Here is a 21139-nt window from a genome sequence, read left to right as displayed (position 1 = left end):
CGACCGGGACGCTGGGTCACTTGGTGGTGTAGCCGCCGTTGATGAGGATGGTCTGGCCGGTGATCCACCAGCCTTCGCTGACCAGGTGGCGGATGAACGGCACCACGTCCTCGATGTCGGTCAGGCCGGTCCTGGAGAAGGGCGACAGCGCCGCTGCGGTCTTGTGGTAGGCCACCGCGTCGGCGCCCTCGGCGGGATAGAAGAAGGGCGTGTCCATCGGACCCGGGCCGACCGCGGTGACCGAAATGCCGCGCGCGCCGAATTCCTTGGAGGCGGCGCGGGTGAAGTGCTCCACCGGCGCCTTGGTGCCGGCATAGGCGGCGTAGTACGGGGTATAGGCGCCAAGCAGGGAGGTCACCAGGGTGCAGATCTTGCCGTTGTCGTTGACGTGCTTGCCGGCTTCGCGCAGGAAGAAGAACGCAGATTTGGCATTGACCGCGCTCATCTCGTCGTATTCGGCCTCGCTGATCTCGGTGAAAGGCTTCTTCAACACCTTGCCGACGGTGTTGATGGCGATGTCCGGCTTGCCCACCGCGGCGATGGCGTCGGCGAACAGCTTTTCCATGGCCGCGGCGCTGGTGAGATCGCCCTGCAGCGCTACCGCCTTGGCCCCGGCTGCCTGCAGCGCGGCGACGGTGGCGTCGGCGTCGGCCTTGCTCGCGGCGCTGTTGTAGTGGATGGCGATGGCCTTCGCGCCGTGGGCGGCGAGATCGCGGGCGATCAGCCCACCCAGGTTCTTGGCGCCGCCGGTGACGAGGACGGTCTTGCCTTTGATGGAGTGGTCGACCATGGGGTGTTTCTCCTGCGGTGAGTGGAGAACCCAGTCTAGGGAGGGCGGCCTTGCGGAGTAATCGCGGCGGCCTGGATAGATTGTCCAGAAACGCCGATCAATTCCCGCCTCCGGAGGAGCGCAGCCGGCTGCACGAATCTTCTAGAACCCCGGGACGGGCGCGTTATAGTCGCGACGACGAAACCAACGAGTGGGAAGACCTGACGCACGATGGGCAGCCGAGACTGGATCGACCTGGCCCGCGACGCCGAGACCGGGATCGAGACCCTGCGCGCCCATTTCGAGGGCCACGCCTACGATCCGCATTGGCACGACAGCTACCTGATCGGCTACACCGAGATCGGCGTGCAGCAATTCAACTGCCGCCGACGCCGACACGACAGCACCGCCGGCCAGGTATTCCTGGTCGAGCCGGGGGAGATCCACGACGGCCGCGCGCCGATCGCCGGCGGCTTCACCTACTCGATGCTGTACCTGCAGCCGGACTGGTTGCGGCGCGAACTGCGGGCGACCTTCGACGACGCGCCCAGCGACCGCGATCCCGGCTTCCACGCCAACCTCACCGAAGACCCGCGCCTGACCCTGGCCATCGCCCAGGCCTTCCGCGTCCTGCATGGCCGCGAGCTGCGACTGCTGCGGCAGACCGCCCTGGAGCTGGTGCTGGAGCGGCTGCGCGTGCACCTCGGCTGGCGCGAGGCGAAGCCGTTCGATCCGCGCCTGCCGCTGGTGGCGCAGAAAGCCCGCGACTACCTGCATGCGCACTTCTACCAGGACATCGGCCTGGACGAGCTGGCCAGCGCCTGCGGTACCGACCGCTTCCGCCTGAACCGTGCATTCAAGGCCGCCTACGGCTTGCCACCCTACGCCTACCTGGTCCAGTTGCGGCTGGCCAAGGCGCGGCAGATGCTCGCTGTCGGCGGGCAACCGGCGGACCTCGCCAGCGCCCTCGGCTTCGCCGACCAGAGCCATCTCGGCCGCTGGTTCCGGCGCGCCTACGGGATGACTCCGGCGGCCTACCGCAGGCAGTGCACCCAGCTTCCAGACTGAGGCCCGGTGCGCCGCCAGGATGAAGGCTCCCCCGCCACAGGAGCCCGTCCATGCAATCCCTCGCGCCCTTCCTGCTGTTCGCCGTCGTCGCCTCGATCACCCCCGGACCGACCAACATCCTGGTCCTGAGCAACAGCCAGCGCCACGGCCTGGCCGCCGCCTGGCCGATCGTGCTCGGCGCCTGCGCGGCGGTGGCGGCGCTGATCCTGCTGCTCGGGCTCGGCCTGGGCGAGCTGCTGCGGCGCCACCCGTTGCTCCAGCAGGGGCTCGCCTGGCTTGGCGTCGGCTGGCTCAGCTACCTGGCCTGGAGCCTGTTCCGCAGCGCGGGCGGCATCGACGGCGCGGAGCCGCCGCGGCGCCTCGGCGTGCTCGGCGGCGCGGCGTTGCAACTGGTCAATCCCAAGGCCTGGATGATGGCCCTCGCCGCGCTGGCGCTGTTCGCCGGGGAAGGCGCCGGACAGGCCGGGCGGATCGGCCTGCTGGCGTTGCTGTTCTTCCTGGTTTCGCTGCCGTGCCTGGCCAGCTGGGCCTTGCTCGGCGTCGGCAGCGCGCGGCTGCTGCGCTCGCCGTCGCTGATGAAGCGCTTCAACCAGGGCATGGCGCTGTTGCTGCTGGCCTCGGCCTGGGCCGCCCTGCTGCTCTGAGGCGGTCCGGTAGCTTCCTGACAAACCTGTGGGTTGGTACGCCGGGCCCGGGTTGGCTATGGTGGGACGATCCGTAGCCATGGCGCGGTCGCCGTCAGCACGCCGCGCAAGGAACCTCCATGTTGAAACCCGACATCACTGCCTTCTTCGACCCGGCCACCTCCACCTACAGCTATGTGGTGCGCGACCCGTCCAGCCGCGCCTGCGCCATCGTCGACCCGGTGCTCGACTACGACCCGGCCGCCGGGCGTACCAGCCATGCCAGCGCCGAACGCCTGATCGGCCACGTTCGCCAGCACGACCTGCAGGTGGAATGGCTGCTGGAGACCCACGTGCACGCCGACCACCTGTCGGCGGCCATCTTCCTGCAGCGCGAACTGGGCGGGCGCCTGGCCATCGGCGCGCGAATCACCCAGGTGCAGGCGAAATTCTCCGGCCTGTTCAACCTGGGCGAGGCGTTCCCGGTGGACGGCCGCCAGTTCGAGCACCTGTTCGAGGACGGCGAGTCGTTCCGCATCGGCGCCCTGGAATGCCGCGCGCTGCATACCCCGGGGCATACCCCGGCGTGCATGACCTACCTGGTCGGCGACAGCGCCTTCGTCGGCGATACCCTGTTCATGCCCGACTACGGCACCGCCCGCTGCGATTTCCCCGGCGGCGACGCGCGCCAGCTGTATCGCTCGATCCAGCGCCTGTTCGCGCTACCCGACGCGACCCGCCTGTTCATGTGCCACGACTACACGGCTCCCGGCCGCGACGAGCACCGCTGCGAAACCAGCGTCGGCGAGCAGCGCCGGCACAACGTGCACGTCCGCGAAGGCGTCGACGAGGAGGCGTTCGTCGCCATGCGCCAGCAGCGCGATGCCACCCTCGGCATGCCGTCCCTGATGCTGCCGGCGATCCAGGTCAACATGCGCGGCGGCAACCTGCCGCCGGTGGAAGGCAACGGGGTGCGTTACCTGAAGATCCCGCTGGATCTGTTCTGATCAGCTGCGGCGACGCAGCAGGAGAATGAAGAACAGCCCACCGATGGCCGCGGTGGCGATGCCGATGGGCAGGTCCTGGGGGGCGATCAGGGTGCGCGCGGCGACATCCATCCAGACCAGGAACAGCGCGCCGAGCAGGGCGCACACCGGCAGCAGTCGGCGGTGCTCGGCGCCCACCAGCAGGCGCGCGGCGTGCGGCAGCATGAGACCGACGAAGCCGATGGCGCCGCTCACCGAGACCAGCACGCCGGTCAGCAGCGAGCAGCAGACGAAGACCCACAGGCGTACGCGACGGGCGTCCAGGCCGAGGGTCACGGCGGTCTGTTCGCCGGCCATCAGCGCGTTCAGCGCACGGCCCAGCCCGAGCAGTACCAGCAGGCCGCCGGCCACGCACAGCGCCGGCAGCCAGATCAACGACCAGCGCGCCAGGCCGAGGCCGCCGAGCATCCAGAACAGCACCGAGGAGGCGGCGCGGTGGTCGCCGAGGAACAGCAGCAGGTTGGCCAGCGCCAGGAGCACGAACGACACCGCGACCCCCGCCAGCAACAGCCGGTCGCTGCCCAGGCGGCCGCCGCGGCTGGCCACGCCGAGCACCAGTAGCATGCTGCCGAGGGCGCCGAGGAAGGCCGCCAGCGGCAGGGTCAGCAGGCCGATCACCTCGCCGATGTAGAGCACCACCAGCACCGCGCCGAGGGTCGCGCCGGAGGTGGCGCCGAGCAGGTGCGGATCGGCCAGCGGATTGCGCGTGACCGCCTGCAGCGCCGCCCCCACCAGCGCCAGGCCGGCGCCGACGCAAGCGCCGAGCAGTACCCGCGGGGCGCGGATCAGCCAGACGATGTGCTCCTGGCCAGCGCTCCAGGCGCCGGGCTCCGCCGCCACGCCGAACAGGCTCTGGAGGACGATGCGGCCGACCAGGCCGCTGTCCAGTCGCGCCGGACCGAAGCCGAGGGCGAGAACGCAGGACAGGCCGAGCAACAGGACCAGGCTGCCCAGCAACAGGCAATAGGCGCGAGGGCTGCGGAACAGGGTCATGGACGTGGCGCCCGAGGGTGGAGGCCGGCGACCAGGGTTTCTATCGCCGCGGCGTTGCCGATGCCTGGCGTGGCCTGGTTATAGGGCAGGACGATGAAGCGTCGCTCGCGGATCGCGGTCAGGCTGCGCAGCGCCGGGTTCTCTTCGAGGAAACGCTGCTTCTGCGCGGCGCTGGTCTCGCCGTAGTCGACGATGACGATGACCTGCGGATCGCGGGCGACCACGCTTTCCCAGTTGACCTGGGTCCAGCTGGCCGCCACGTCGTCGGTCACGCTGCGACCGCCGGCGGCCTCGATCAGCGCCTGCGGCATGCCCAGGCGGCCAGAGGTGAAGGGGCGGTCCTCGCCGCTGTCGTAGAGGAACACCCGCGGCGCCTCGGCGTTCGCCGGGATGCCGGCGCGGGCGCGCTGGATGCGTGCCTGGAGGCTGGCGACCAGGCGCTCGGCGCGCGGTTCGACGTCGAAGATCCGTCCCAGGTTGCGCAGGTCGCGGTACAGCTCGTCGAGGCTGGCGCGGCGCGGCTCGCCGATCTGCGCGCAGGATTCGCTCAGCTCGTAGACCTTCACCCCCAGCGGCTCCAGGCTGGCCGGAGTGAGGTCGCCGCCGACGCGCATGCCGTAGCCCCAACCGGCGAAGAAGAAGTCGGCGTCGACATCGAGCAGGGTTTCCGCCGTGGGGTAGCGCGCCACCAGCTCGGGCAGCGGCTTGAGCGCGGCGATCAATCCGGGATCGGCATTCTTCCACCAGCCGCTGATGCCGGTATAGCCGACCATGCGCGTCTGCAGACCGAGGGCGACCATCATCTCGGTGAGGTTGATGTCGTGGCTGACCGCGCGCGACGGCGCGCGCTCGAACGTCACTTCGCGCTCGCAACTGCGCACGCTGAGCGGGTAGCGCTCGGCCAGCGCGGCATCGGCGCAGGCGAGCAGGGCGCCGAGCAGCAGGTGGTGCAGGATCGGGTGCTTCATGCTTGGGTAATCCAGGTCAGGCGCGGGTGGTCGGCGAGGGGGTGGCGGTCGACCAGGGCGCGGACGCCGAACACCCGCCACAGCAGGTCGGCGTCGAGCACCTCGGTCGGCGTGCCCTGGGCGACGATGCGCCCGCCGTCGAGCACGTAGAGGCGGTCGCAGAAGGCCGCCGCCAGGTTGAGGTCGTGGAAGCTCGCCAGGGTGCTCAGGCCGAGGCCGCGCAGCAGGCGCAGAAGCTCCAGCTGGTAGCGCGGGTCGAGGTGGTTGGTCGGTTCGTCAAGGATCAGCAGGCGCGGTTCCTGGACCAGCGCGCGAGCCAGCAGGGCGCGCTGCTTCTCGCCACCGGAGAGGCTGGCGAAGGGGCTCGCGGCACGCCCTTCGAGACCGACCTGGAGCAGCGCCTGGCGGACCCGCTGGCGGTCGTCCGCGCCGTGGCCGTCGAACAGGCCCTTGTGCGGCGTGCGGCCCATGGCGACCACGTCCTCGACGGCGAGGCCGAAGTCCTCGGGGAATTCCTGCAACACCACCGCGATGCGCCGGGCGGCCCAGCGCGGCGGCTGGCGCCAGAGGTCGTCGCCGTCGAGCACCACCCGGCCGCGCTGCGGTCGCGCATAGCGGAAGGCGCAGCGCAGCAGGCTGGTCTTGCCGCTGCCGTTGGGGCCGATCAGGCCGACGAAACTGCCGGCCGGGACTTCCAGGTGCACGCCGCGCAGCAACTCGGTGGAGGCGTCGGGCGACCAGTGCAGGGCATCGAGGTGAAGGGACGACATGGCTACTCGCAGGTCCGGTGGTTCAGCAGAGACGATTGCCGCGGCGCCGGCTTCAGAAACTGAAGTCGGCGGTGACGTTGAACGAGCGCGGCTGGCCCATGATCCATTGCTGGCCGTTGTTGTTGTCAGCCAGGGCGTACTGGCGGTCGAACAGGTTGTACAGCTCAAGGCCGAGGGTCAGGTCCGGCCGTACCTGCCAGCCCAGGTTGGCGTCGACCACCGTGTAGCCGGGCAGGCTGGCCTGGTTGGCGGCGTCGGCGTAGCGCCGGTCGACGTAGCGCAGCCCGGCGCCGACGCGCAGGGTATCGGCGAAGGACTTGTCCAGCCAGAGGTTGGCGGTGCGCCGTGGCACGTTCCTGGGGCGGTTGCCGTTGCGCGAGTAGGTCTGCTTGTCGATCGTTTCGTCGAAGTCGTCGTATTCGGCACGCACCAGCGCGGCGTTCGCTGACAGCCGCCAGTCCTGGGCCAGGTTCAGTTCCAGGCTGGCCTCCAGGCCGTCCGAACTCTGCTGGCCGACCTGCTGCGCGTCGTGCGGCGGCAGCGGGTTGGCGCTGAGCAGCTTCTTCTTGACGATATGGTAGGCGGCCAGGGTCCATTCGCCGCGACCGTCCGGGAACAGTTGCTTGAGGCCGACCTCGGTCTGCTTCGAGTGGGTCAGGTCCATTTGCTGCTGGGCCGCGTTGAGGGTGATCAGGTTGCTCACGCCGTCCTCGCTGGTGGAGTACTGGCCGTACAGCGACAGTTCCGGGGTCAGCGCGAAGACCAGCCCGGCGCGCCAGTTGCCGCCCTGCAGGCTGCGGTCGCTGCGGGTGCCGGCGCGCAGGTCGTCGCGGTCGATATGGTTCTGGTCGCGGCGCACGCCGGTCACCAGCGACAGGCGCTCGTTGAGTTGCAGGCGGTTCTCGGCGAACAGGGCGAAGGTGCGGGTCTGGCTGCGCGAGTGCGGCCGGTAGGGCGAGCGGCTTTCGAAGTAGCCGGGCGCGGGGTGCCAGGGGTCGATGTAGTCGCCGCCGACATCGGTATAGGGCGAGTTGTTGGTCAGGCGGAAGCGGATGCGGTTGTACTCGGCGCCGACCAGGGTGCGGCTGTCGAGGCCGAACAGGGCGTGCTGGAAGGCGAAGGTCTGGCGGTCGCCGATCTGCTCCTGCTCGTGGCTGATGCGCAGGTAGTCCCTGCGCAACAGCTCTTCGCGCGGGACGTCCCATTCGTAGGTTTCGGCGTTGCGCCAGTGACGGCGGGCCTTGATGTAGTACAGCTGGTTGCTCGCGGTGACGCTGTCGGAAAGGCTCCAGTCGCTGGTCAGGCGGGTCCACTGGTCGTTGTAGCGCTGCACGTCGTTGCGCACGTTGTAGTTCTTCTCGCGCAGGCGCTTGTGGTACTTGCTGCCGACCAGCGGGGTGCCGAAGTCGTTCATCGGCTCCTGGTCGCCATAGTCGTGGGCGAGGGTGAAGGCCAGATCGTCGCTGGCCTGCCAGCGCAGCGCCGCGCTGATGCCCAGGTTGCGCGAGTCGCCACGGTCGATCCAGCCGTGGCTCTGCTGCTGGTTCAGGTTGAGCCGGTAGCTGAGGCTGTCGGTCAGCGAGCCGCCGCTGTCCAGGGCCAACTGGCGGTTGTCGTAGGAGCCGTAGCCGAGGCGCAGGTGGTTGCGGATCTCGCCGGCGAAAGGCTTCTTCGGCACCACGTTGATCACCGCGCCGGTGGCGCCTTCGCCGTACAGCACCGAGGCCGGGCCGCGGATCACGTCGATGCGCTCGACCATCCACGGATCGCTGGGGAAGTTCACCGTGCCCATGCCGGTGTACAGGCGCGTGCCGTCGAACAGTTGCATCACCGATGCGTGGCCGCTGAAGCCGCGCGCCGAGAGGCCGGTACCGCCATCTCCGGGGGTGCCGATGAAGCTGATGCCGGGGCTGCGGGTGACGGCGGCCTGGACGCTGGGGTTGTTGCGTCGGCGAACTTCCTCGCCGCTGATGCTGCTGGTGCTCGCCGGGGTGTCCAGGGCGCTGAGGCCCAGGCGCGAACCGGCACTGACCGGCGTGGCGAGATCGATGTGGTCGAGTTCGGCGGGGTCCTGGCGAACGCTGACCAACTGGCTGGGCAGGGCGAGGGCGGCTTCCTCGGTTTCGGCGAGGGCGGGCGGTACCAGCAGCAGGCTGGTGGATAGGCCGAGGGCGAAAGGCTCGGTGCGCAAACGGCTGAAGCGGGGCATGGGCGTTCCATCTCATGACCGGGCAGGACGGAACGCGCAGGAAATCGCAGGCGCGACAGCGCCTCGAACAACCGGCTCGCTCCCGCCCACCGCGGGTGTGCCAACAGGGCGTTGCAGGCCGGTCTCCGGGCTTGCGAGGGTCGTGAAATCCTCGCCTTCCCATGCCGGAGCACAGTGGCCTGAAGAGGATTTCGCTCGCTTACCGTTGCGGGGGCAGCGCCGGACTGATCACTGAAGTGACGCACCGGCTTCCCGTTTCACCTCCTGCGCGGCGGCAGGAGGCACCTGGAACGGGCCGGATGGGAACATCCGCACCGTTTCCAGTCAAGCCTTGAACGATCTGGATTGAATAAAATGTTATACTATAACAATTCGCTTGTGCAGTCTTTCTTCGCCGGACCCCACGCCCTGGCGCAGCTTCCCGGGTCATCACATTTTCTTCACGCCGGCCTGCTATGCTGCCGGCCTTCCTTGGGGAGTAGCCTGCCGTCACCCGTTGACGGCGCGCTGGTCAACATTCTTGGCAACCTGCCATGGCCAGCGCATCCAACCGGATTGGTGAGACCAACGACATTCCTGCGCCAAAGCCGGGCCGCGGGGTCATGTCGTTGACTCATGCCCGGCTGGAGTATCCGCGTGAATCCCGTTTCCCTGATCTTCCTCGCCTTCGCCATGTCCACCGATGCCTTCGCCGCGGCCATCGGCAAGGGCTCCAGCCTGGATCGGCCGCGCCTGTCGGAGGCGCTGCGCACCGGGATAATCTTCGGCGTGATCGAGGCCATCACCCCTCTGGTCGGCTGGCTGCTTGGCCAGGCCGCCAGCCAGTTCGTCGCCGACTGGGACCACTGGATCGCCTTCGTCCTGCTGGTGCTGCTCGGCCTGCACATGATCCACAACGGCCTGCGCGCGGATCATGCGACGGAACAGGAAAAGCCCGGCCAGCATTCGTTCTGGATTCTCGCGGTGACGGCGCTGGCCACCAGCATCGACGCGCTGGCGGTGGGCGTCGGCCTGGCCTTCGTCGATGTCAACATCTTCCTCGCCGCCGGTGCCATCGGCCTGGCCACCATGACCATGGTCACCCTCGGCACCATGCTCGGCCGGGCGCTCGGCGCAGTGACCGGCAAGCGCGCGGAGATGGTCGGCGGGGTGGTGCTGATCCTGGTCGGTGCGACCATTCTCTACGAGCATCTCAGCGCGGCGTGAGCGGCATCGGAGACGGGGCGGGACAGGTCGCGGCGAGTGGGTGGGCGTTCGCTTCAGGCGCTTTCCCAATCGCGGATTGCCGCCAGCAGCGCCTCGCCGTCGGCGAACTCGCGGTCCGCCGGCGGCAGCGGCGGACGTGCCAGGACCAGCACCGGCAGGCCCATTTCCCGCGCCACCTGGAGCTTCGGCTCGGTGGCCTGGCTACCGCTGTTCTTGCTCACCAGCACGTCGCAGGCGAGGCGCTCGAACAACGCCCGTTCGCCATCCAGGCTGAACGGCCCGCGCGCGCCGATCACCTCGGCGCGCGGCGCGGCCGGCTGGCCTTGCAGGCAGCGCACGGTCCAGTGCTGGTGCGGCGGGACCTGGCCGAGATGCTCCAGCGGTTCGCGGCCGAGGGTGAACAGCGGACGGCGGAAGGGTGCGAGGGCGGCGATCAGCTCGCGCCAGTCGGCTACCTCGCGCCAGTCGTCGCCGGGCCCGGCCTGCCAGCCGGGCCGGCGCAGCGCCCAGCAGGGCACTCCGGCCAGTCGCGCGGCGCGCACGGCGTTCCGGCTGATCCGTGCGGCGTAGGGGTGGGTGGCGTCCACCAGCAGGTCGAAGCCCTGCTCGTCGATGAACGCCGCCAGCCCTTCGGCGCCGCCGTAGCCGCCGACCCGGACCTGGCAGGCCAGGTCGCCGGGCACCTTGCCCAGCCCAGCGAGGCTGTAGAGATGCGCCGGGCCGAGCCGGCGGGCGAGGGCCAGGGCCTCGCCGATCCCGCCGAGCAGCAACAGGCGTTTCATCGGCGCTCCTCGCAGGCCTGGCCGACCAGGTTGCCCTGGCGGTCGATGGCGAAGACTTCCAGCGCCACCTCGGTGGGCACGATGCTGCGGGCGAAGCGCAGGGCGTGGGCGCAGACCGCATCGCCCAGGGCCACGCCTTCGGCGTGTGCCTGGGCCAGCGCCTGCTGGCTGGTGTTGGCGGCGCGCATGCAGTCCTGTAGCGCGGCGCTGGCGCCGAGCGCGGCGGCCCAGCCGGCCAATTGCGGCAGGTCGATGCTGGAATGGCGGCTGTGCAGGTCGAGGTGGCCGCCGGCGAGCTTGCTGATCTTGCCGAAGCCGCCGCACAGGCTGAGCTTTTCCACCGGTGCCTTGCGCAGGTGCTTGAGCACCGCGCCGGCGAAGTCGCCCATCTCGATCAGGGCGATCTCCGGCAGCCCATAGCGCCGGCGCATGGCGTCCTCGCTGGCGTTGCCGGTACAGGCGGCGATGTGGCGGACGCCGTTGGCGCGAGCGACATCGATGCCCTGATGGATCGAGGCGATATAGGCCGAGCAGGAGAACGGCCGGACGATGCCGCTGGTGCCGAGGATCGACAGCCCGCCGAGGATGCCCAGGCGCGGGTTCATGGTCTTCAGCGCCAGCTCGGCGCCGCCCTCCACGCCGATGGCGACCTCGAAGCCGCCGGCGTAGCCCCGTTCGGCGGCGAGCTGGGCGAGGTGGCGTTCGATCATCTGTCGCGGCACCGGATTGATCGCCGGCTCGCCGACCGCCAGGGTCAGCCCCGGGCGGGTCACCGTACCGACCCCGGGGCCGGCATGGAAGCGCACGCCAGGCTCGGCGCCCAGGCGCACCCGGGCGAACACCAGGGCGCCGTGGGTGACGTCGGGATCGTCGCCGGCATCCTTGAGGGTGCCGGCTTCCGCGCCGTTTTCCCAGGCGCGGCAGAATTCCAGGCGCATCAGCACCTGCTGGCCCTTGGGCAGGACGATCTGCACCGCGTCGCTGATCGTGCCGCCCAGCAGCAGGCGCGCCGCCGCCAGGCTGGTGGCGGTGGCGCAACTGCCGGTGGTGTAGCCGCTGCGCAACGGCGCGGGCTGCTCGGGGGTTTCCTCACGCATCGCGGGGAGGCTTCCTGGCGGCGGGTTTGCGCAATTCCAGCAGGGTGATCGGCAAGGCCTGGCGCCAGGTGTCGAAACCGCCCAGCGGTCGCGCGTGGGCGACGCCGAGGCGGGTGAGGTCGCCCCCCAGGCGTTGCTGCCAGTCGAGCAGCACCCGTTCGCTCTGCAGGGTGACGGCGTTGGCGAGCAGGCGGCCGCCGGGCCGCAGGCGCTCCCAGCAGGTCTCCAGCACGCCCTCGGCGGTGACCCCGCCGCCGATGAAGATGGCGTCCGGCTCGGGCAGTTCCAGCAGCGCCTCCGGGGCGCTGCCGGCGACCAGGTGCAGGGTCGGTACGCCGAGGGCGTCGCGGTTGTGGCGGATATGTTCCTGGCGCTCGTCGTTGGCTTCGATGGCGATCGCCCGGCAACTGGGGTGCGCGCGCATCCATTCGATGCCGATGGAGCCGCAACCGGCGCCGACGTCCCAGAGCAGCTCGCCGGGGCAGGGCGCCAGGCGCGCCAGGGTCACGGCGCGGACGTCGCGCTTGGTCAACTGGCCGTCGTGGCGATAGGCTTCGTCGGCCAGGCCCGGGGTCAGCGGCAGGCGCACGGCGTCGGTGCCGGCGCGGCATTCCACCGCCACCAGGTTGAGATCGGCGGCGCGCGGCAGCGACCAGTCGCCGGCGAGGCCGTCGAGACGGCGCTCGAGCGGCCCGCCGAGGTGTTCCAGCACGCTCAGGCGACTGGCGCCGAAGCCACGGGCGTTCAACAGGCGGGCGATGGCGGCCGGGCTGTCGCCGTCATTGCTGAGGACCAGCAGGCGCCGGCCGTCGTGGACCTGTGCCTGCAGCGCCGCCAGCGGACGCGCCACCAGTGACAGGCAGGCGACTTCCTGCAGGGCCCAGCCGAGGCGGGCGGCGGCCAGCGAGAGGGAGGAGGGCGCCGGCAGGACCCGCAGTTCGGTCGCCGGCAGTTGCCGGGCGAGACTGGCGCCGACGCCGAACAGCATCGGGTCGCCGCTGGCCAGCACGCAGGTCGGCTGGCCGCGCCGGGCCAGCAATGGTTCCAGGGAGAACGGCGTCGGCCAGGTTTCGCGGGCGGCGCCGATGCACGGCGGCAGCAGTTCCAGCTGGCGCGCCGCGCCGACGATCCGGCTGGCTTGTAGCAGGGCACGCCGGGCCTGCTTGCCGAGGCCGGGATAACCGTCCTCGCCGATGCCCACCAGGGTCAGCCAGGGCGGCGTCGAGTCTGCCGATGACACGGTTCCGATACTCCTGAAATGCGTCTGTGAAGGGCCCGCGACGGCTTCCGGACGGAATGGGTTTTCCCGGCCCCGGGCTGGGCGGCATAATAGCGCGTTCGTCGGTGCCCGGCCCTTTCGCGTTAGCGCGGGGCCAACGAGGGCCGAAGAGGGAACACGGAGCCGCGGTCTTTTCGAAGCCCGGGCCTAGCCGTGGCTGCCCCCGCAACTGTATGCAGCCTGTATTCGCGCCATTCGCCACTGGATTACCGGGAAGGCGGCGTGAAGCGGAGGTTCCTCCCCCGGGTGGAACGCCGGGCTGCGAGCCAGGAGACCTGCCGCCGAAACCAGTCGCGAGTGCCAACATCGGGCGGGGTGTACCGATGCCGTGGTCTGTCCCTGGGGGACAGCGGTGCGGTCGCCGCGACGCCGATTCGAGTAGCGTTTTTGAACGACGACCAGACCCCGGCGCCCCTGCCCGTACCACGTCCGTCGCCCTGTCCCGGCCTGCTGCGTATCGTCCAGGCGCTGGACGGCGGCATCTGCCGCATCAAGCTCGATGCCGGTCGCCTGGACGCCGCCCAGGCACGCGCCGTGGCGGCCGCGGCGCGGGATTGCGCCAGCGGCGTGATCGAGGCGACCAACCGTTCCAACCTGCAATTGCGTGGCGTCCGTCGCGGCGAGGAAGAGCGGCTTGTCCGCCGCCTGCTGGACGCCGGCCTCGGTCCCCGGCATGGGTCCCTGGCCGGCGCCGACGACGTGCGCAACCTGATGCTCAGCCCGGCCGCCGGGCTCGATCCGCACCTGTCGCTGGACGTGCGCCCGCTGGCTGCTCGGCTGTTGCTGCGGCTCCAGGCGGACAGCCGCTACCACGCGCTGTCGGCCAAGTTCGCCATCCAGCTGGACGGCGGCGAAGACCTGGCGATGCTCGAACATCCCCATGACATCTGGCTCTCGCCGATGCCTGCGGCGCCGACCGCGACGCTGGTCTTCGGACTCGCCGGCTGCCCGGCCCGCGACCGCCCCCTGGCGGCGTTGCCGGCGGAGCGGGGCGAGTCCCTGGTGCTGGCGCTGCTCGACCTGTTCCTCGAACGCGCCCAGCCGCAACAGACGCGGATGCGCCACCTGTTGCAGGAGCTGGCCGGAGAACCCTTGCTGGAGGCCTTGCAGGCGCGCCTGGATTTCCCTCTGCGGCGTGACGAGCGGGTGGCGGCCTGGCGGCGTCCGCCGGGGCGTGCGTGGAGTCATCTCGGCGTCCAGCCGCAACGCCAGCCGGGCCTGGTGATGGTCGGCGCGGCGGCGCCGCTCGGCCGGCTCGACAGCGCTTGCCTGGAAGGCCTGGCCGAGCTGGTCGAGCGCCATGGCGACGGCAGCCTGCGCCTGACCCCCTGGCAAGGCGTGCTCCTGCCGAACCTGGCGCAGGCCGAGGCCCACCAGGCGCTGCTCGGCCTGCGCGGACTCGGCCTGCTGACCGAGCCCGACGCGCCGTTGGCGCGGCTGATCGCCTGCAGCGGTTCCAGCGCCTGCGCCAGGGGCTTGGCCGACACCAAGGGCGACGCCTTGCGCCTGGCCGAACGCCTCGGCCCGCGCAGCGACCTGCCGCAACTGCACCTGTGCGGCTGCGAACGGTCCTGCGCCGCTGCCCACCGCGCGCCGCTCACCCTGCTGGCGCGCAGCGGCGGGTTCTACGACCTGTACCGGCGCGACCCATGCCACCCCGGATTCGGCCAGTTGCTGGCCAGCCGCCTGACTTTCGCCACGGCCGCCGATTACCTGGCGGCCCTGCCTTCCCAGCCCACTTCCGGAAAACCCGCATGATTGACTACATCCGCGATGGCCAGGCGATCTATCGCCAGTCGTTCGCCACCATCCGCGCCGAAGCGAACCTCGCCGGCATCCCGGCCGACCTGGAAAAGCTCGCGGTCAGGGTGATCCACGCCTGCGGCATGGTCGACGTGGTCGACGACCTGCGCTTCTCGCCCGGCGCCGGCGCCGCCGGCCGCGCCGCGCTGGCCGCCGGCGCGGCGATCCTCTGCGACGCGCGGATGGTCGCCGAAGGCGTGACCCGCTCGCGGCTGCCCGCCGCCAACCGGGTGATCTGCACCCTCAACGAAGCGGACGTGCCGGCGCTCGCCACGGAACTCGGCAATACCCGCTCGGCGGTGGCCCTGGAGCACTGGCGCGAGCACCTGGAGGGCAGCGTGGTGGTGATCGGCAACGCGCCGACCGCGCTGTTCTACCTGCTGGAAATGCTCGACGCCGGCGCGCCGAAACCGGCGCTGATCCTGGGCTTCCCGGTCGGCTTCGTCGGCGCCGCGGAATCCAAGGAGATGCTCGCCGCCGATAGCCGCGGGGTGCCCTACGTGATCGTCCGCGGTCGCCGTGGCGGCAGCGCCATGGCCGCCGCGGCGGTGAACGCCCTGGCCACGGAGCGCGAATGATGAGTGTCGTGAAGGGCCGCCTGCTGGGCCTGGGCGTCGGGCCCGGCGATCCCGAACTGATCACCCTCAAGGCCCTGCGCCTGCTGCGCGCGGCGCCGGTGGTCGGCTATTTCGTGGCCAAGGGCAAGAAGGGCAACGCCTTCGGCATCATCGAGGCGCACCTGGACCAGGCCCAAGTGCGCCTGCCGCTGGTCTATCCGGTGACCACCGAGAAGCTGGAACCGCCGCTGTGCTACGAGACCATCATCAGCGATTTCTACGACACCGCCGCCGAACAGCTGGCCGCGCACCTGGACGCCGGCCGCGACGTGGCGGTGATCTGCGAGGGCGACCCGTTCTTCTACGGTTCCTACATGTACCTGCACGACCGCCTGGCGACGCGCTACGAAAGCGAAGTGGTGCCTGGCGTTTGCTCGATGCTCGGCGGCGCGGCGGTGCTCGGTGCGCCGCTGGTGTACCGCAACCAGAGCCTCTCGGTGCTCTCCGGAGTGCTGCCCGAGGAGGAGTTGCGCCGGCGCCTGGCGGATGCCGACGCGGCGGTGGTGATGAAGCTCGGCCGCAATTTCGACAAGGTCCGCCGCGTGCTGGTCGAGCTTGGCCTCGAGCGCCGCGCGCTGTACGTCGAGCGGGCGACCATGGCCAACCAGCGGATCGTGCCGTTGGAACGGGTGGAGCCGATGGCCTCGCCGTACTTCTCGCTGATCGTCGTCCCCGGCGACAAGTGGCAGGGAGGGGCCGGCGGTGAGTGACGCCCAGCAGGTTCCGGCCATCGTCATCCTCGGCCAGGGTGCGCTGGATACCGCGCGGCGGGTCCAGGCGCGCTATCCCGGGGCGCTGGTCCACGGGCTCGCCGGGCGGGTCGAGGCCGACCGTTCCTATACGGACTTCGGCGACACCCTGCGCGAACTGTATTGCGCCGACCGCCCGATCGTCGCCCTGTGCGCCGCCGGCATCGTCATTCGCAGCCTGGCGCCGTTGTTGCAACGCAAGGGAGCGGAGCCGCCGGTGCTGGCCCTGGCCGAGGACGGCAGCGCGGTGGTGCCGCTGCTCGGCGGGCTGGCCGGGGTCAACCGGCTGGCGCGGGAAATCGGCGAGGTGCTGGCCGTGGCGCCGGCGATCACCACCAGCGGCGAGCTGCGCTTCGGCACCTGCGTGCTCAACCCGCCCGCCGGTTATGTCCTGGCCGACCTGGAGCAGGGCAAGCGCTTCGTTGCCGATTTGCTCGGTGGCCAGCCGGTGCGCGTCGAGGGTGCCGCCGGCTGGCTCGACGCGGCCCGTTTGCCGCGCGACCCGGCGGCGGCGCTGGCGATTCACGTGACGCCCTCGGCGCGTGCGCCGCGGGCCGAGGAACTGCTGATCCATCCGCGCTGCGTGCTGGCGGCGCTCGAACCTGCCGACGCGGCGGCGGACGCGGTGCGCCAGGCGCTGGTCGATGCCGGCCTGGCCGCGGCGGCGCTCGGCGGCTTGCTGGCCGACAGCGCGCGGATGGCCGATCCGCGCCTGCAGGCCGCCGCCGATGCGCTCGGCGTACCGCTGCGCTTCCTGCCGCAGGCCGATCCCGCTGCGCGCCTGCGCCAGGCCTTGCCCGCCGCCGAGCAGGTCGGCGACCGGCTGGCGGTGGCCGCCGCGCCCTTGGCGATGGACCGCATCGGCCAGCGTCGCGGCCGACTCACAGTGATCGGCCTGGGGCCCGGCTGCGCCGAGCTGATGGTGCCTGCGGCGCGGCGGGCACTGGACGAGGCCGAGGACATCCTCGGCTACCAGACCTACGTCGACATGGCCGGACCCTTCCGCGCCGGACAGGTGCTGCATGGCAGCGACAACCGCGAGGAATTGCAGCGCGCCCGGCATGCCTTCGAACTGGCGGCGACGGGCAGGGCGGTGGTGCTGGTATCGTCCGGCGACCCCGGCGTGTTCGCCATGGCCGCCGCGGTGCTGGAAGCCCTGCATGGCGCTGGCGAGCCGGCCTGGGACGCGGTCGAGCTGCGGATCTTCCCTGGCGTCTCGGCGGCCCTGGCCACCGCGGCCAGGGCGGGGGCGCCTCTGGGCCACGATTTCTGCCTGCTGTCGCTGTCCGACAACCTCAAGCCCTGGGAGGTGATCGAGCGGCGCCTGGACCTGGCCGGCGCCGCCGACCTGGCGATGGCTTTCTACAATCCGATCTCGCGGGCGCGGCCCTGGCAACTGGGACGGGCGCTGGAGATCGTCGCCCGCCATCGTTCGCCGCAGACCCTGGTGGTGCTCGGTCGCGACATCGGGCGGCCCGGCGAGCGCCTGCTGCGCACCACACTGGGCGAGCTGCGTGCGGAGCAGGTGGACATGCGCACCCTGGTGATCATCGGCTCGTCCACCACCTGCAGCTTCCCGCGTGCCGACGGCGAAGCCTGGGTCTACACGCCGCGCTGGTACCCACCGGAATAGCGGGGCGGGAGCGCGCGCGGAAATGTGGCAGACTGCTGCGCGCATCCCTGTACCGCGGAGCCTGAATCCATGTCCTTTCGCTGTTCCCCGTGCCGCCTGGCCGGCATCCTGCTGGCGGCGCTGTTCGTTCCGGGGCTGGCCGCGGCGGCCGGCTCCTGCGAGCGCCTGGTGGCCACCGGCAACCCGGAGTACCCACCCTACCTGTGGCGCGACCCGCAGGATCCGAAGCGCCTGATCGGAGCCAATGCCGACCTGTTGCAGCGCCTGGGCAAGGAGCTCGGCGTGCGCATCGACGTGCTCTACAGCGGCTCCTGGGAGAAGGCCCAGGAAGAGGTGACCAGCGGTCGCGCCGACCTGCTCGCCGGGGCCTACCTGACCCTGGCACGGCTCGGCAGCATGGACTACGTGCATCCGCCGTTCCTGATGACCAGCGGGGTGGTCTGGGTGAACAAGGACGCCGCGTTCCCGTTCATCGGCCGCGACGACCTGATCGGGCACAAGGGCAGCGTGCTGGCCGGCAGCAGCCTGGGCGAGGAGTTCGACCGCTTCGCCAAGGCCAGCCTCGACCTGAAGCCGGTGCCGAGCCTGACCCAGGGCTTGCAGGACCTGATGCTCAAGCGCAGCGAGTTCCTCCTCTACCAGGCGCTGCCCGGGCAGGCCCAGGTCGAGGCGCTGGGCATGGCCGACGACCTGGAGGCGCTGGAACCGGTGCTGAGCAGCGAGGGGCTGTACCTGACGCTGTCGCACAACTCCGCCTGCAACGATCCGTGGCTGCGCGGACAACTGGCGAAAAAGATGACAGAATTGTCGGCTGCCGGCGTTCCCGTAACGCTCTTGCAGGACAATCTCGAACGCTGGAAAGCCCAGCAATTGCCGGCTTCCGGCGCCAGTTCGACTACGCAGGAAAGTGACTTGTGAGCATTCGATGGATGATGGCCGCAGGCCTCGCCGCGCTGACCCTGAGCGGTTGTGCGAGCAACGACCCGGCTCCGCTGGAGCAGATGCGCCTGACCGAACAGGCGCTGGAGCAGGCCAAGGCGGTGGGTGCCACCGACGACGTGGCCGAGCTGAAACTGGCCCAGGACAAGTACGCCGCGGCGCAGATCGCGATGACCGCGGAGTCCTACAAGAAGGCGCGCCTGTTGGCCGAGCAGGCCGAGCTGGACGCACGCCTCGCCGAGTCCAAGGTGCTGACGCAGAAGAGCAAGGACCAGCTCGGCGAGCTGGACAAGAGCCTGAAACGTCTGCGCAAGCAACTGGGGGAGACCGACTGATGCCGGGCAAAGCGACTCTCTTCGCCACCCTGCTGGCCTGCGCCGCGCTGGCTGGCTGCGCCGACCACAAGCTCAGCGAACAGTCGCTGGCCAAGGCGCAGAGCGAGTTCGACCAGGTCAAGGAAGATTCCGACGTGCTCCGCGCGGCGCCCAAGGATGTGATCCGCGCCGGCGAATCGCTGGCCCGCGCCGAACGCCTGTCCAGCTACTGGGGCAGCAGCAGCGACGTGATCCAGTATGCCTACCTGAGCCAGCGCTACAGCGAGATCGCTCGCCAGCACGCCTTGCTCAACCTCAACCAGGAGCGCCTGACCCGCCTGCAACTGGAGCGCGAGCGCCTGCAACTGGCCCTGCGCGAAGCCAAGCTGCTCAGCGTGCAGGAGCAGGGCCAGCGCCTGAGCGAGGAGATCGCCAGTCTCAGCACCGAGGAAACCGAGCGTGGCCTGGTGCTCACCCTTGGCGACGTGCTGTTCGACTTCAACCGCGCCGAACTCAAGCCGGCGGCCAACCGCACCGCGCTGAAGCTGGTGCAGTTCCTCCAGCTCAATCCGCGGCGGGTGATCCGCATCGAAGGCTATACCGACAGCGTCGGCGACAGGCAGGCCAACCTCGACCTGTCGCGCGAGCGCGCCCAGGCGGTGGCCGACGTGCTCGCCGATCTCGGCGTGGATCCCGCGCGCATGCAGGTGGTCGGCTACGGCGAAGCCTTCCCGGTCACCGACAACGCCTCCAACCGGGGACGGGCGCAGAACCGCCGGGTGGAGATCGTCTTCTCCAACGACAAGGGCCAGCTCAGCGCGCCGCGCTGAGAACCGTGCCGCCGCAGGAAGCCCCGGTACCCCAAAGGGTCCGGGGCTTTTTTCGTCTGGCGAACCGGGTGGCGCTGGATTTCTCTGTCAGAACTTGCGCAAGAGCGGGCTATCATCGGGATCGAACTAGTTCGAGCGGCAATCCGTGCAGCATAAGCACCTTGTATTTCGTTATAACGAGTAGAGAGGCGCCATGAGTTCGAACGAAACCCTGCCGGGGTTGGTGATCGCCGATTCCTTCCCGGTCATGCAGTGGGCGCTGCAGCGCTACCTCAGCGAGGAGTGCGGACGCCAGGTGCTGGCGGTGGTCGGCGATAGCGACAGCCTGGTGGAGCGCCTGGCCGACCTGCCGCCGGAAAGCATCCTGATCACCGAGCTGGGCTTGCCTGGCCAGCGCAGCCGCGACGGTATCCACCTGGTGGAATGGCTGACCCGGCACTGCCCACAAATGAAGGTGATGGTCTACTCGGTGTTCAGCGCGCCGTTGCTGGCCAAGGCGGTCCTGCGCAGCGGCGCCTCGGCCTACATCAGCAAGCGCAGCCCGCTGGAGACGTTGAAGGCGGCGCTGGAGTGCATGGCGCTCGGACAGACCTTCCTCGACCCCGGCCTGCACCCGCAGCGGCATACCGGCAAGCCGCTGAGCCCAACCGAGGTGGACATCCTCCGGCGCCTGGCGCGTGGCGACACGGTCAGCGAGATCGCCCAGCGGACCATGCGCAGCGTGTCGACCATCAGCACCCACAAGAAGAACGCGATGGTCAAGATAGGCCTCAACAGTGACGCCGAACTGATCGCCCTGGGCGTGATGAACTGGCTCCACGAACTCGCCTGACCGGGGTTCGAAACATCTCGACCGCCAGTTGCGGAACAATCCTCGCCAGCCCCCGGGAGCCATCCCGCCGCAGCCGAGGAATCCGCATGATCCGCCAGCCCCGCTTTGCCCGTTTCGTCCTGCCGTTGTTGCTGAGCCTGTGCCAGCCGTCCTTCGCCGCCGAACTCCGCGCGGTTGCCGAAGCACGCCGCCAGGAACTCCTGCTGGAGGACTCGCCGGTGGCGTGCGGCGAGGCGGGCTGCACGGCGCGGGAAAGCCTCAGCCTGGTGGCATTGCAGGTGCAGGCCCGGGTTCTGGTCACCCGCCTCAGCCGCGATGACTTTTCCCCGACCTCCCGCCAGCCCGCCGCCGTCCCGGACTACCGCCTGTTCGGCGATCTCGGCCTGGCGCCAAGCCCCTTCGCCTGGCAAGCGTCGACCGGCGAGAGCGCGGCGGCGGACGCGTTGCGTTTCTGACTTTCCCTATGGCCGCTCCCCAGGCGGCTCTTGGCGGACTATTTCCCGCCCGCACCCGGCCGGTGGCGACCGACCGGGTTTTCTTTTTCTCGCGAACGCGCCGTCTCTGCGACCGACCCGTACAGTTTTGCGACTGTATGCCTGGTTGTCGGCCGAA

The 21139-nt window shown here is 70.1% G+C and carries 21 protein-coding genes and 3 riboswitches; of the genes, 13 read left to right on the top strand and 8 right to left on the bottom strand.

Features of this window, described 5'->3' with window-relative positions; all coding sequences use genetic code 11:
* Nucleotides 1–16 precede the first annotated feature (16 nt).
* Nucleotides 17–790 (bottom strand): SDR family oxidoreductase, encoded by a 774-nt coding sequence (locus VQ065_RS20600; protein WP_003091027.1) that lies wholly within the window; start codon nt 788–790, stop codon nt 17–19.
* 210 nt (nt 791–1000) lie between these two features.
* Here VQ065_RS20600 and VQ065_RS20595 point away from each other — a divergent pair, with 210 nt between their 5' ends.
* The 3 genes from VQ065_RS20595 (at nt 1001) to VQ065_RS20585 (ending at nt 3467) form a co-directional block, all read left to right on the top strand.
* Complete coding sequence (locus tag VQ065_RS20595; RefSeq protein ID WP_003091026.1) at nt 1001–1837, top strand: AraC family transcriptional regulator; 837 nt, start codon at nt 1001–1003, stop codon at nt 1835–1837.
* 50 nt (nt 1838–1887) lie between these two features.
* Nucleotides 1888–2481 (top strand): LysE family translocator, encoded by a 594-nt coding sequence (locus VQ065_RS20590; protein ID WP_014603924.1) that lies wholly within the window; start codon nt 1888–1890, stop codon nt 2479–2481.
* A gap of 119 nt (nt 2482–2600) precedes the next feature.
* Nucleotides 2601–3467 carry an MBL fold metallo-hydrolase gene (locus VQ065_RS20585; protein ID WP_003091024.1) on the top strand — a complete coding sequence of 289 codons (867 nt, stop codon included), beginning with the start codon at nt 2601–2603 and terminating at the stop codon, nt 3465–3467.
* Here VQ065_RS20585 and VQ065_RS20580 read toward each other — a convergent pair whose 3' ends face one another.
* The 4 genes from VQ065_RS20580 to VQ065_RS20565 are packed head-to-tail and all read right to left on the bottom strand — an operon-like array spanning nt 3468 to nt 8446.
* On the bottom strand, nt 3468–4499 hold the full coding sequence (locus tag VQ065_RS20580; RefSeq protein ID WP_014603923.1) for a FecCD family ABC transporter permease: 1032 nt from the start codon (nt 4497–4499) through the stop codon (nt 3468–3470).
* Entirely contained in the window at nt 4496–5467 is a 972-nt protein-coding gene (locus tag VQ065_RS20575; protein ID WP_003091020.1) for an ABC transporter substrate-binding protein, read from the bottom strand. The genes VQ065_RS20580 and VQ065_RS20575 overlap by 4 nt, the downstream gene beginning before the upstream one ends.
* Nucleotides 5464–6237: an ABC transporter ATP-binding protein gene (locus tag VQ065_RS20570; protein WP_003091019.1), complete on the bottom strand. Its 774-nt coding sequence runs from the start codon at nt 6235–6237 to the stop codon at nt 5464–5466. Before VQ065_RS20570 ends, VQ065_RS20575 begins: the two co-directional genes overlap by 4 nt.
* A gap of 52 nt (nt 6238–6289) precedes the next feature.
* The gene (locus VQ065_RS20565; protein WP_003091018.1) at nt 6290–8446 is read right to left on the bottom strand and encodes a TonB-dependent receptor; all 2157 of its coding nucleotides are present in this window, start codon (nt 8444–8446) and stop codon (nt 6290–6292) included.
* 99 nt (nt 8447–8545) lie between these two features.
* Nucleotides 8546–8750, bottom strand: a riboswitch (cobalamin riboswitch).
* A 157-nt stretch (nt 8751–8907) separates the two neighbouring features.
* A riboswitch (yybP-ykoY riboswitch) is annotated at nt 8908–9076 on the top strand.
* A 6-nt stretch (nt 9077–9082) separates the two neighbouring features.
* On the opposite strand from VQ065_RS20565, the gene mntP reads away from it, so the two are divergent.
* Nucleotides 9083–9652, top strand: coding sequence for a manganese efflux pump MntP (gene mntP / locus VQ065_RS20560; protein ID WP_003091017.1), 570 nt, complete (start codon nt 9083–9085; stop codon nt 9650–9652).
* A 53-nt stretch (nt 9653–9705) separates the two neighbouring features.
* Here the strand turns inward: mntP and VQ065_RS20555 are convergent, their stop codons facing one another.
* Genes VQ065_RS20555 through VQ065_RS20545 form a run of 3 tightly spaced genes read right to left on the bottom strand, consistent with a single transcriptional unit; the run spans nt 9706 to nt 12771 of the window.
* Nucleotides 9706–10434: a cobalt-precorrin-6A reductase gene (locus VQ065_RS20555; RefSeq protein ID WP_023095406.1), complete on the bottom strand. Its 729-nt coding sequence runs from the start codon at nt 10432–10434 to the stop codon at nt 9706–9708.
* Nucleotides 10431–11531 carry a cobalt-precorrin-5B (C(1))-methyltransferase gene (locus VQ065_RS20550; protein WP_003091014.1) on the bottom strand — a complete coding sequence of 367 codons (1101 nt, stop codon included), beginning with the start codon at nt 11529–11531 and terminating at the stop codon, nt 10431–10433. The genes VQ065_RS20555 and VQ065_RS20550 overlap by 4 nt, the downstream gene beginning before the upstream one ends.
* Nucleotides 11524–12771: a bifunctional cobalt-precorrin-7 (C(5))-methyltransferase/cobalt-precorrin-6B (C(15))-methyltransferase gene (locus VQ065_RS20545; protein ID WP_014603921.1), complete on the bottom strand. Its 1248-nt coding sequence runs from the start codon at nt 12769–12771 to the stop codon at nt 11524–11526. Before VQ065_RS20545 ends, VQ065_RS20550 begins: the two co-directional genes overlap by 8 nt.
* 85 nt (nt 12772–12856) lie before the next feature.
* A riboswitch (cobalamin riboswitch) is annotated at nt 12857–13107 on the top strand.
* A 90-nt stretch (nt 13108–13197) separates the two neighbouring features.
* Here VQ065_RS20545 and cobG point away from each other — a divergent pair.
* The 9 genes from cobG (at nt 13198) to VQ065_RS20500 (ending at nt 20982) form a co-directional block, all read left to right on the top strand.
* Complete coding sequence (gene cobG / locus VQ065_RS20540) at nt 13198–14568, top strand: precorrin-3B synthase (RefSeq protein ID WP_014603920.1); 1371 nt, start codon at nt 13198–13200, stop codon at nt 14566–14568.
* On the top strand, nt 14565–15191 hold the full coding sequence (locus tag VQ065_RS20535; protein WP_003107929.1) for a precorrin-8X methylmutase: 627 nt from the start codon (nt 14565–14567) through the stop codon (nt 15189–15191). Before cobG ends, VQ065_RS20535 begins: the two co-directional genes overlap by 4 nt.
* Nucleotides 15188–15940 carry a precorrin-2 C(20)-methyltransferase gene (locus VQ065_RS20530; protein WP_003091011.1) on the top strand — a complete coding sequence of 251 codons (753 nt, stop codon included), beginning with the start codon at nt 15188–15190 and terminating at the stop codon, nt 15938–15940. Before VQ065_RS20535 ends, VQ065_RS20530 begins: the two co-directional genes overlap by 4 nt.
* Nucleotides 15933–17612, top strand: a complete 1680-nt coding sequence (gene cobJ, locus VQ065_RS20525) for a precorrin-3B C(17)-methyltransferase (RefSeq protein ID WP_023098509.1) — start codon at nt 15933–15935, stop codon at nt 17610–17612. The genes VQ065_RS20530 and cobJ overlap by 8 nt, the downstream gene beginning before the upstream one ends.
* Nucleotides 17613–17681: 69 nt before the next feature.
* Nucleotides 17682–18530, top strand: coding sequence for a substrate-binding periplasmic protein (locus VQ065_RS20520; RefSeq protein WP_003091009.1), 849 nt, complete (start codon nt 17682–17684; stop codon nt 18528–18530).
* Entirely contained in the window at nt 18527–18886 is a 360-nt protein-coding gene (locus VQ065_RS20515) for a DUF4398 domain-containing protein (RefSeq protein WP_003091008.1), read from the top strand. Before VQ065_RS20520 ends, VQ065_RS20515 begins: the two co-directional genes overlap by 4 nt.
* The gene (locus VQ065_RS20510) at nt 18886–19695 is read left to right on the top strand and encodes an OmpA family protein (protein WP_003091007.1); all 810 of its coding nucleotides are present in this window, start codon (nt 18886–18888) and stop codon (nt 19693–19695) included. Before VQ065_RS20515 ends, VQ065_RS20510 begins: the two co-directional genes overlap by 1 nt.
* A 193-nt stretch (nt 19696–19888) precedes the next feature.
* A complete protein-coding gene (locus tag VQ065_RS20505) occupies nt 19889–20527 on the top strand; it encodes a response regulator transcription factor (RefSeq protein WP_003091005.1) in 639 nt (212 codons plus the stop codon).
* Between the two features lie 86 nt (nt 20528–20613).
* Entirely contained in the window at nt 20614–20982 is a 369-nt protein-coding gene (locus VQ065_RS20500) for a hypothetical protein (protein ID WP_003091004.1), read from the top strand.
* Nucleotides 20983–21139: the final 157 nt, after the last annotated feature.

Source organism: Pseudomonas sp. KBN10P06128 (assembly GCF_037574945.1).
Lineage (GTDB): Bacteria > Pseudomonadota > Gammaproteobacteria > Pseudomonadales > Pseudomonadaceae > Pseudomonas > Pseudomonas aeruginosa.
This window is presented reverse-complemented; position numbering and strand designations above follow the sequence as displayed.

Bases quoted from the DNA above. Each gene is read 5' to 3' on its own strand.
- VQ065_RS20500 (WP_003091004.1), top strand. From the start codon at position 20,614: ATGATCCGCCAGCCCCGCTTTGCCCGTTTCGTCCTGCCGTTGTTGCTG.
- VQ065_RS20535 (WP_003107929.1), top strand. From the start codon at position 14,565: ATGATTGACTACATCCGCGATGGCCAGGCGATCTATCGCCAGTCGTTC.
- VQ065_RS20530 (WP_003091011.1), top strand. From the start codon at position 15,188: ATGATGAGTGTCGTGAAGGGCCGCCTGCTGGGCCTGGGCGTCGGGCCC.
- VQ065_RS20585 (WP_003091024.1), top strand. From the start codon at position 2,601: ATGTTGAAACCCGACATCACTGCCTTCTTCGACCCGGCCACCTCCACC.
- VQ065_RS20590 (WP_014603924.1), top strand. From the start codon at position 1,888: ATGCAATCCCTCGCGCCCTTCCTGCTGTTCGCCGTCGTCGCCTCGATC.
- VQ065_RS20550 (WP_003091014.1), bottom strand. From the start codon at position 11,531: ATGCGTGAGGAAACCCCCGAGCAGCCCGCGCCGTTGCGCAGCGGCTAC.
- VQ065_RS20580 (WP_014603923.1), bottom strand. From the start codon at position 4,499: ATGACCCTGTTCCGCAGCCCTCGCGCCTATTGCCTGTTGCTGGGCAGC.
- VQ065_RS20565 (WP_003091018.1), bottom strand. From the start codon at position 8,446: ATGCCCCGCTTCAGCCGTTTGCGCACCGAGCCTTTCGCCCTCGGCCTA.
- VQ065_RS20570 (WP_003091019.1), bottom strand. From the start codon at position 6,237: ATGTCGTCCCTTCACCTCGATGCCCTGCACTGGTCGCCCGACGCCTCC.
- VQ065_RS20520 (WP_003091009.1), top strand. From the start codon at position 17,682: ATGTCCTTTCGCTGTTCCCCGTGCCGCCTGGCCGGCATCCTGCTGGCG.
- VQ065_RS20600 (WP_003091027.1), bottom strand. From the start codon at position 790: ATGGTCGACCACTCCATCAAAGGCAAGACCGTCCTCGTCACCGGCGGC.
- VQ065_RS20595 (WP_003091026.1), top strand. From the start codon at position 1,001: ATGGGCAGCCGAGACTGGATCGACCTGGCCCGCGACGCCGAGACCGGG.
- VQ065_RS20575 (WP_003091020.1), bottom strand. From the start codon at position 5,467: ATGAAGCACCCGATCCTGCACCACCTGCTGCTCGGCGCCCTGCTCGCC.
- VQ065_RS20555 (WP_023095406.1), bottom strand. From the start codon at position 10,434: ATGAAACGCCTGTTGCTGCTCGGCGGGATCGGCGAGGCCCTGGCCCTC.
- VQ065_RS20505 (WP_003091005.1), top strand. From the start codon at position 19,889: ATGAGTTCGAACGAAACCCTGCCGGGGTTGGTGATCGCCGATTCCTTC.
- VQ065_RS20510 (WP_003091007.1), top strand. From the start codon at position 18,886: ATGCCGGGCAAAGCGACTCTCTTCGCCACCCTGCTGGCCTGCGCCGCG.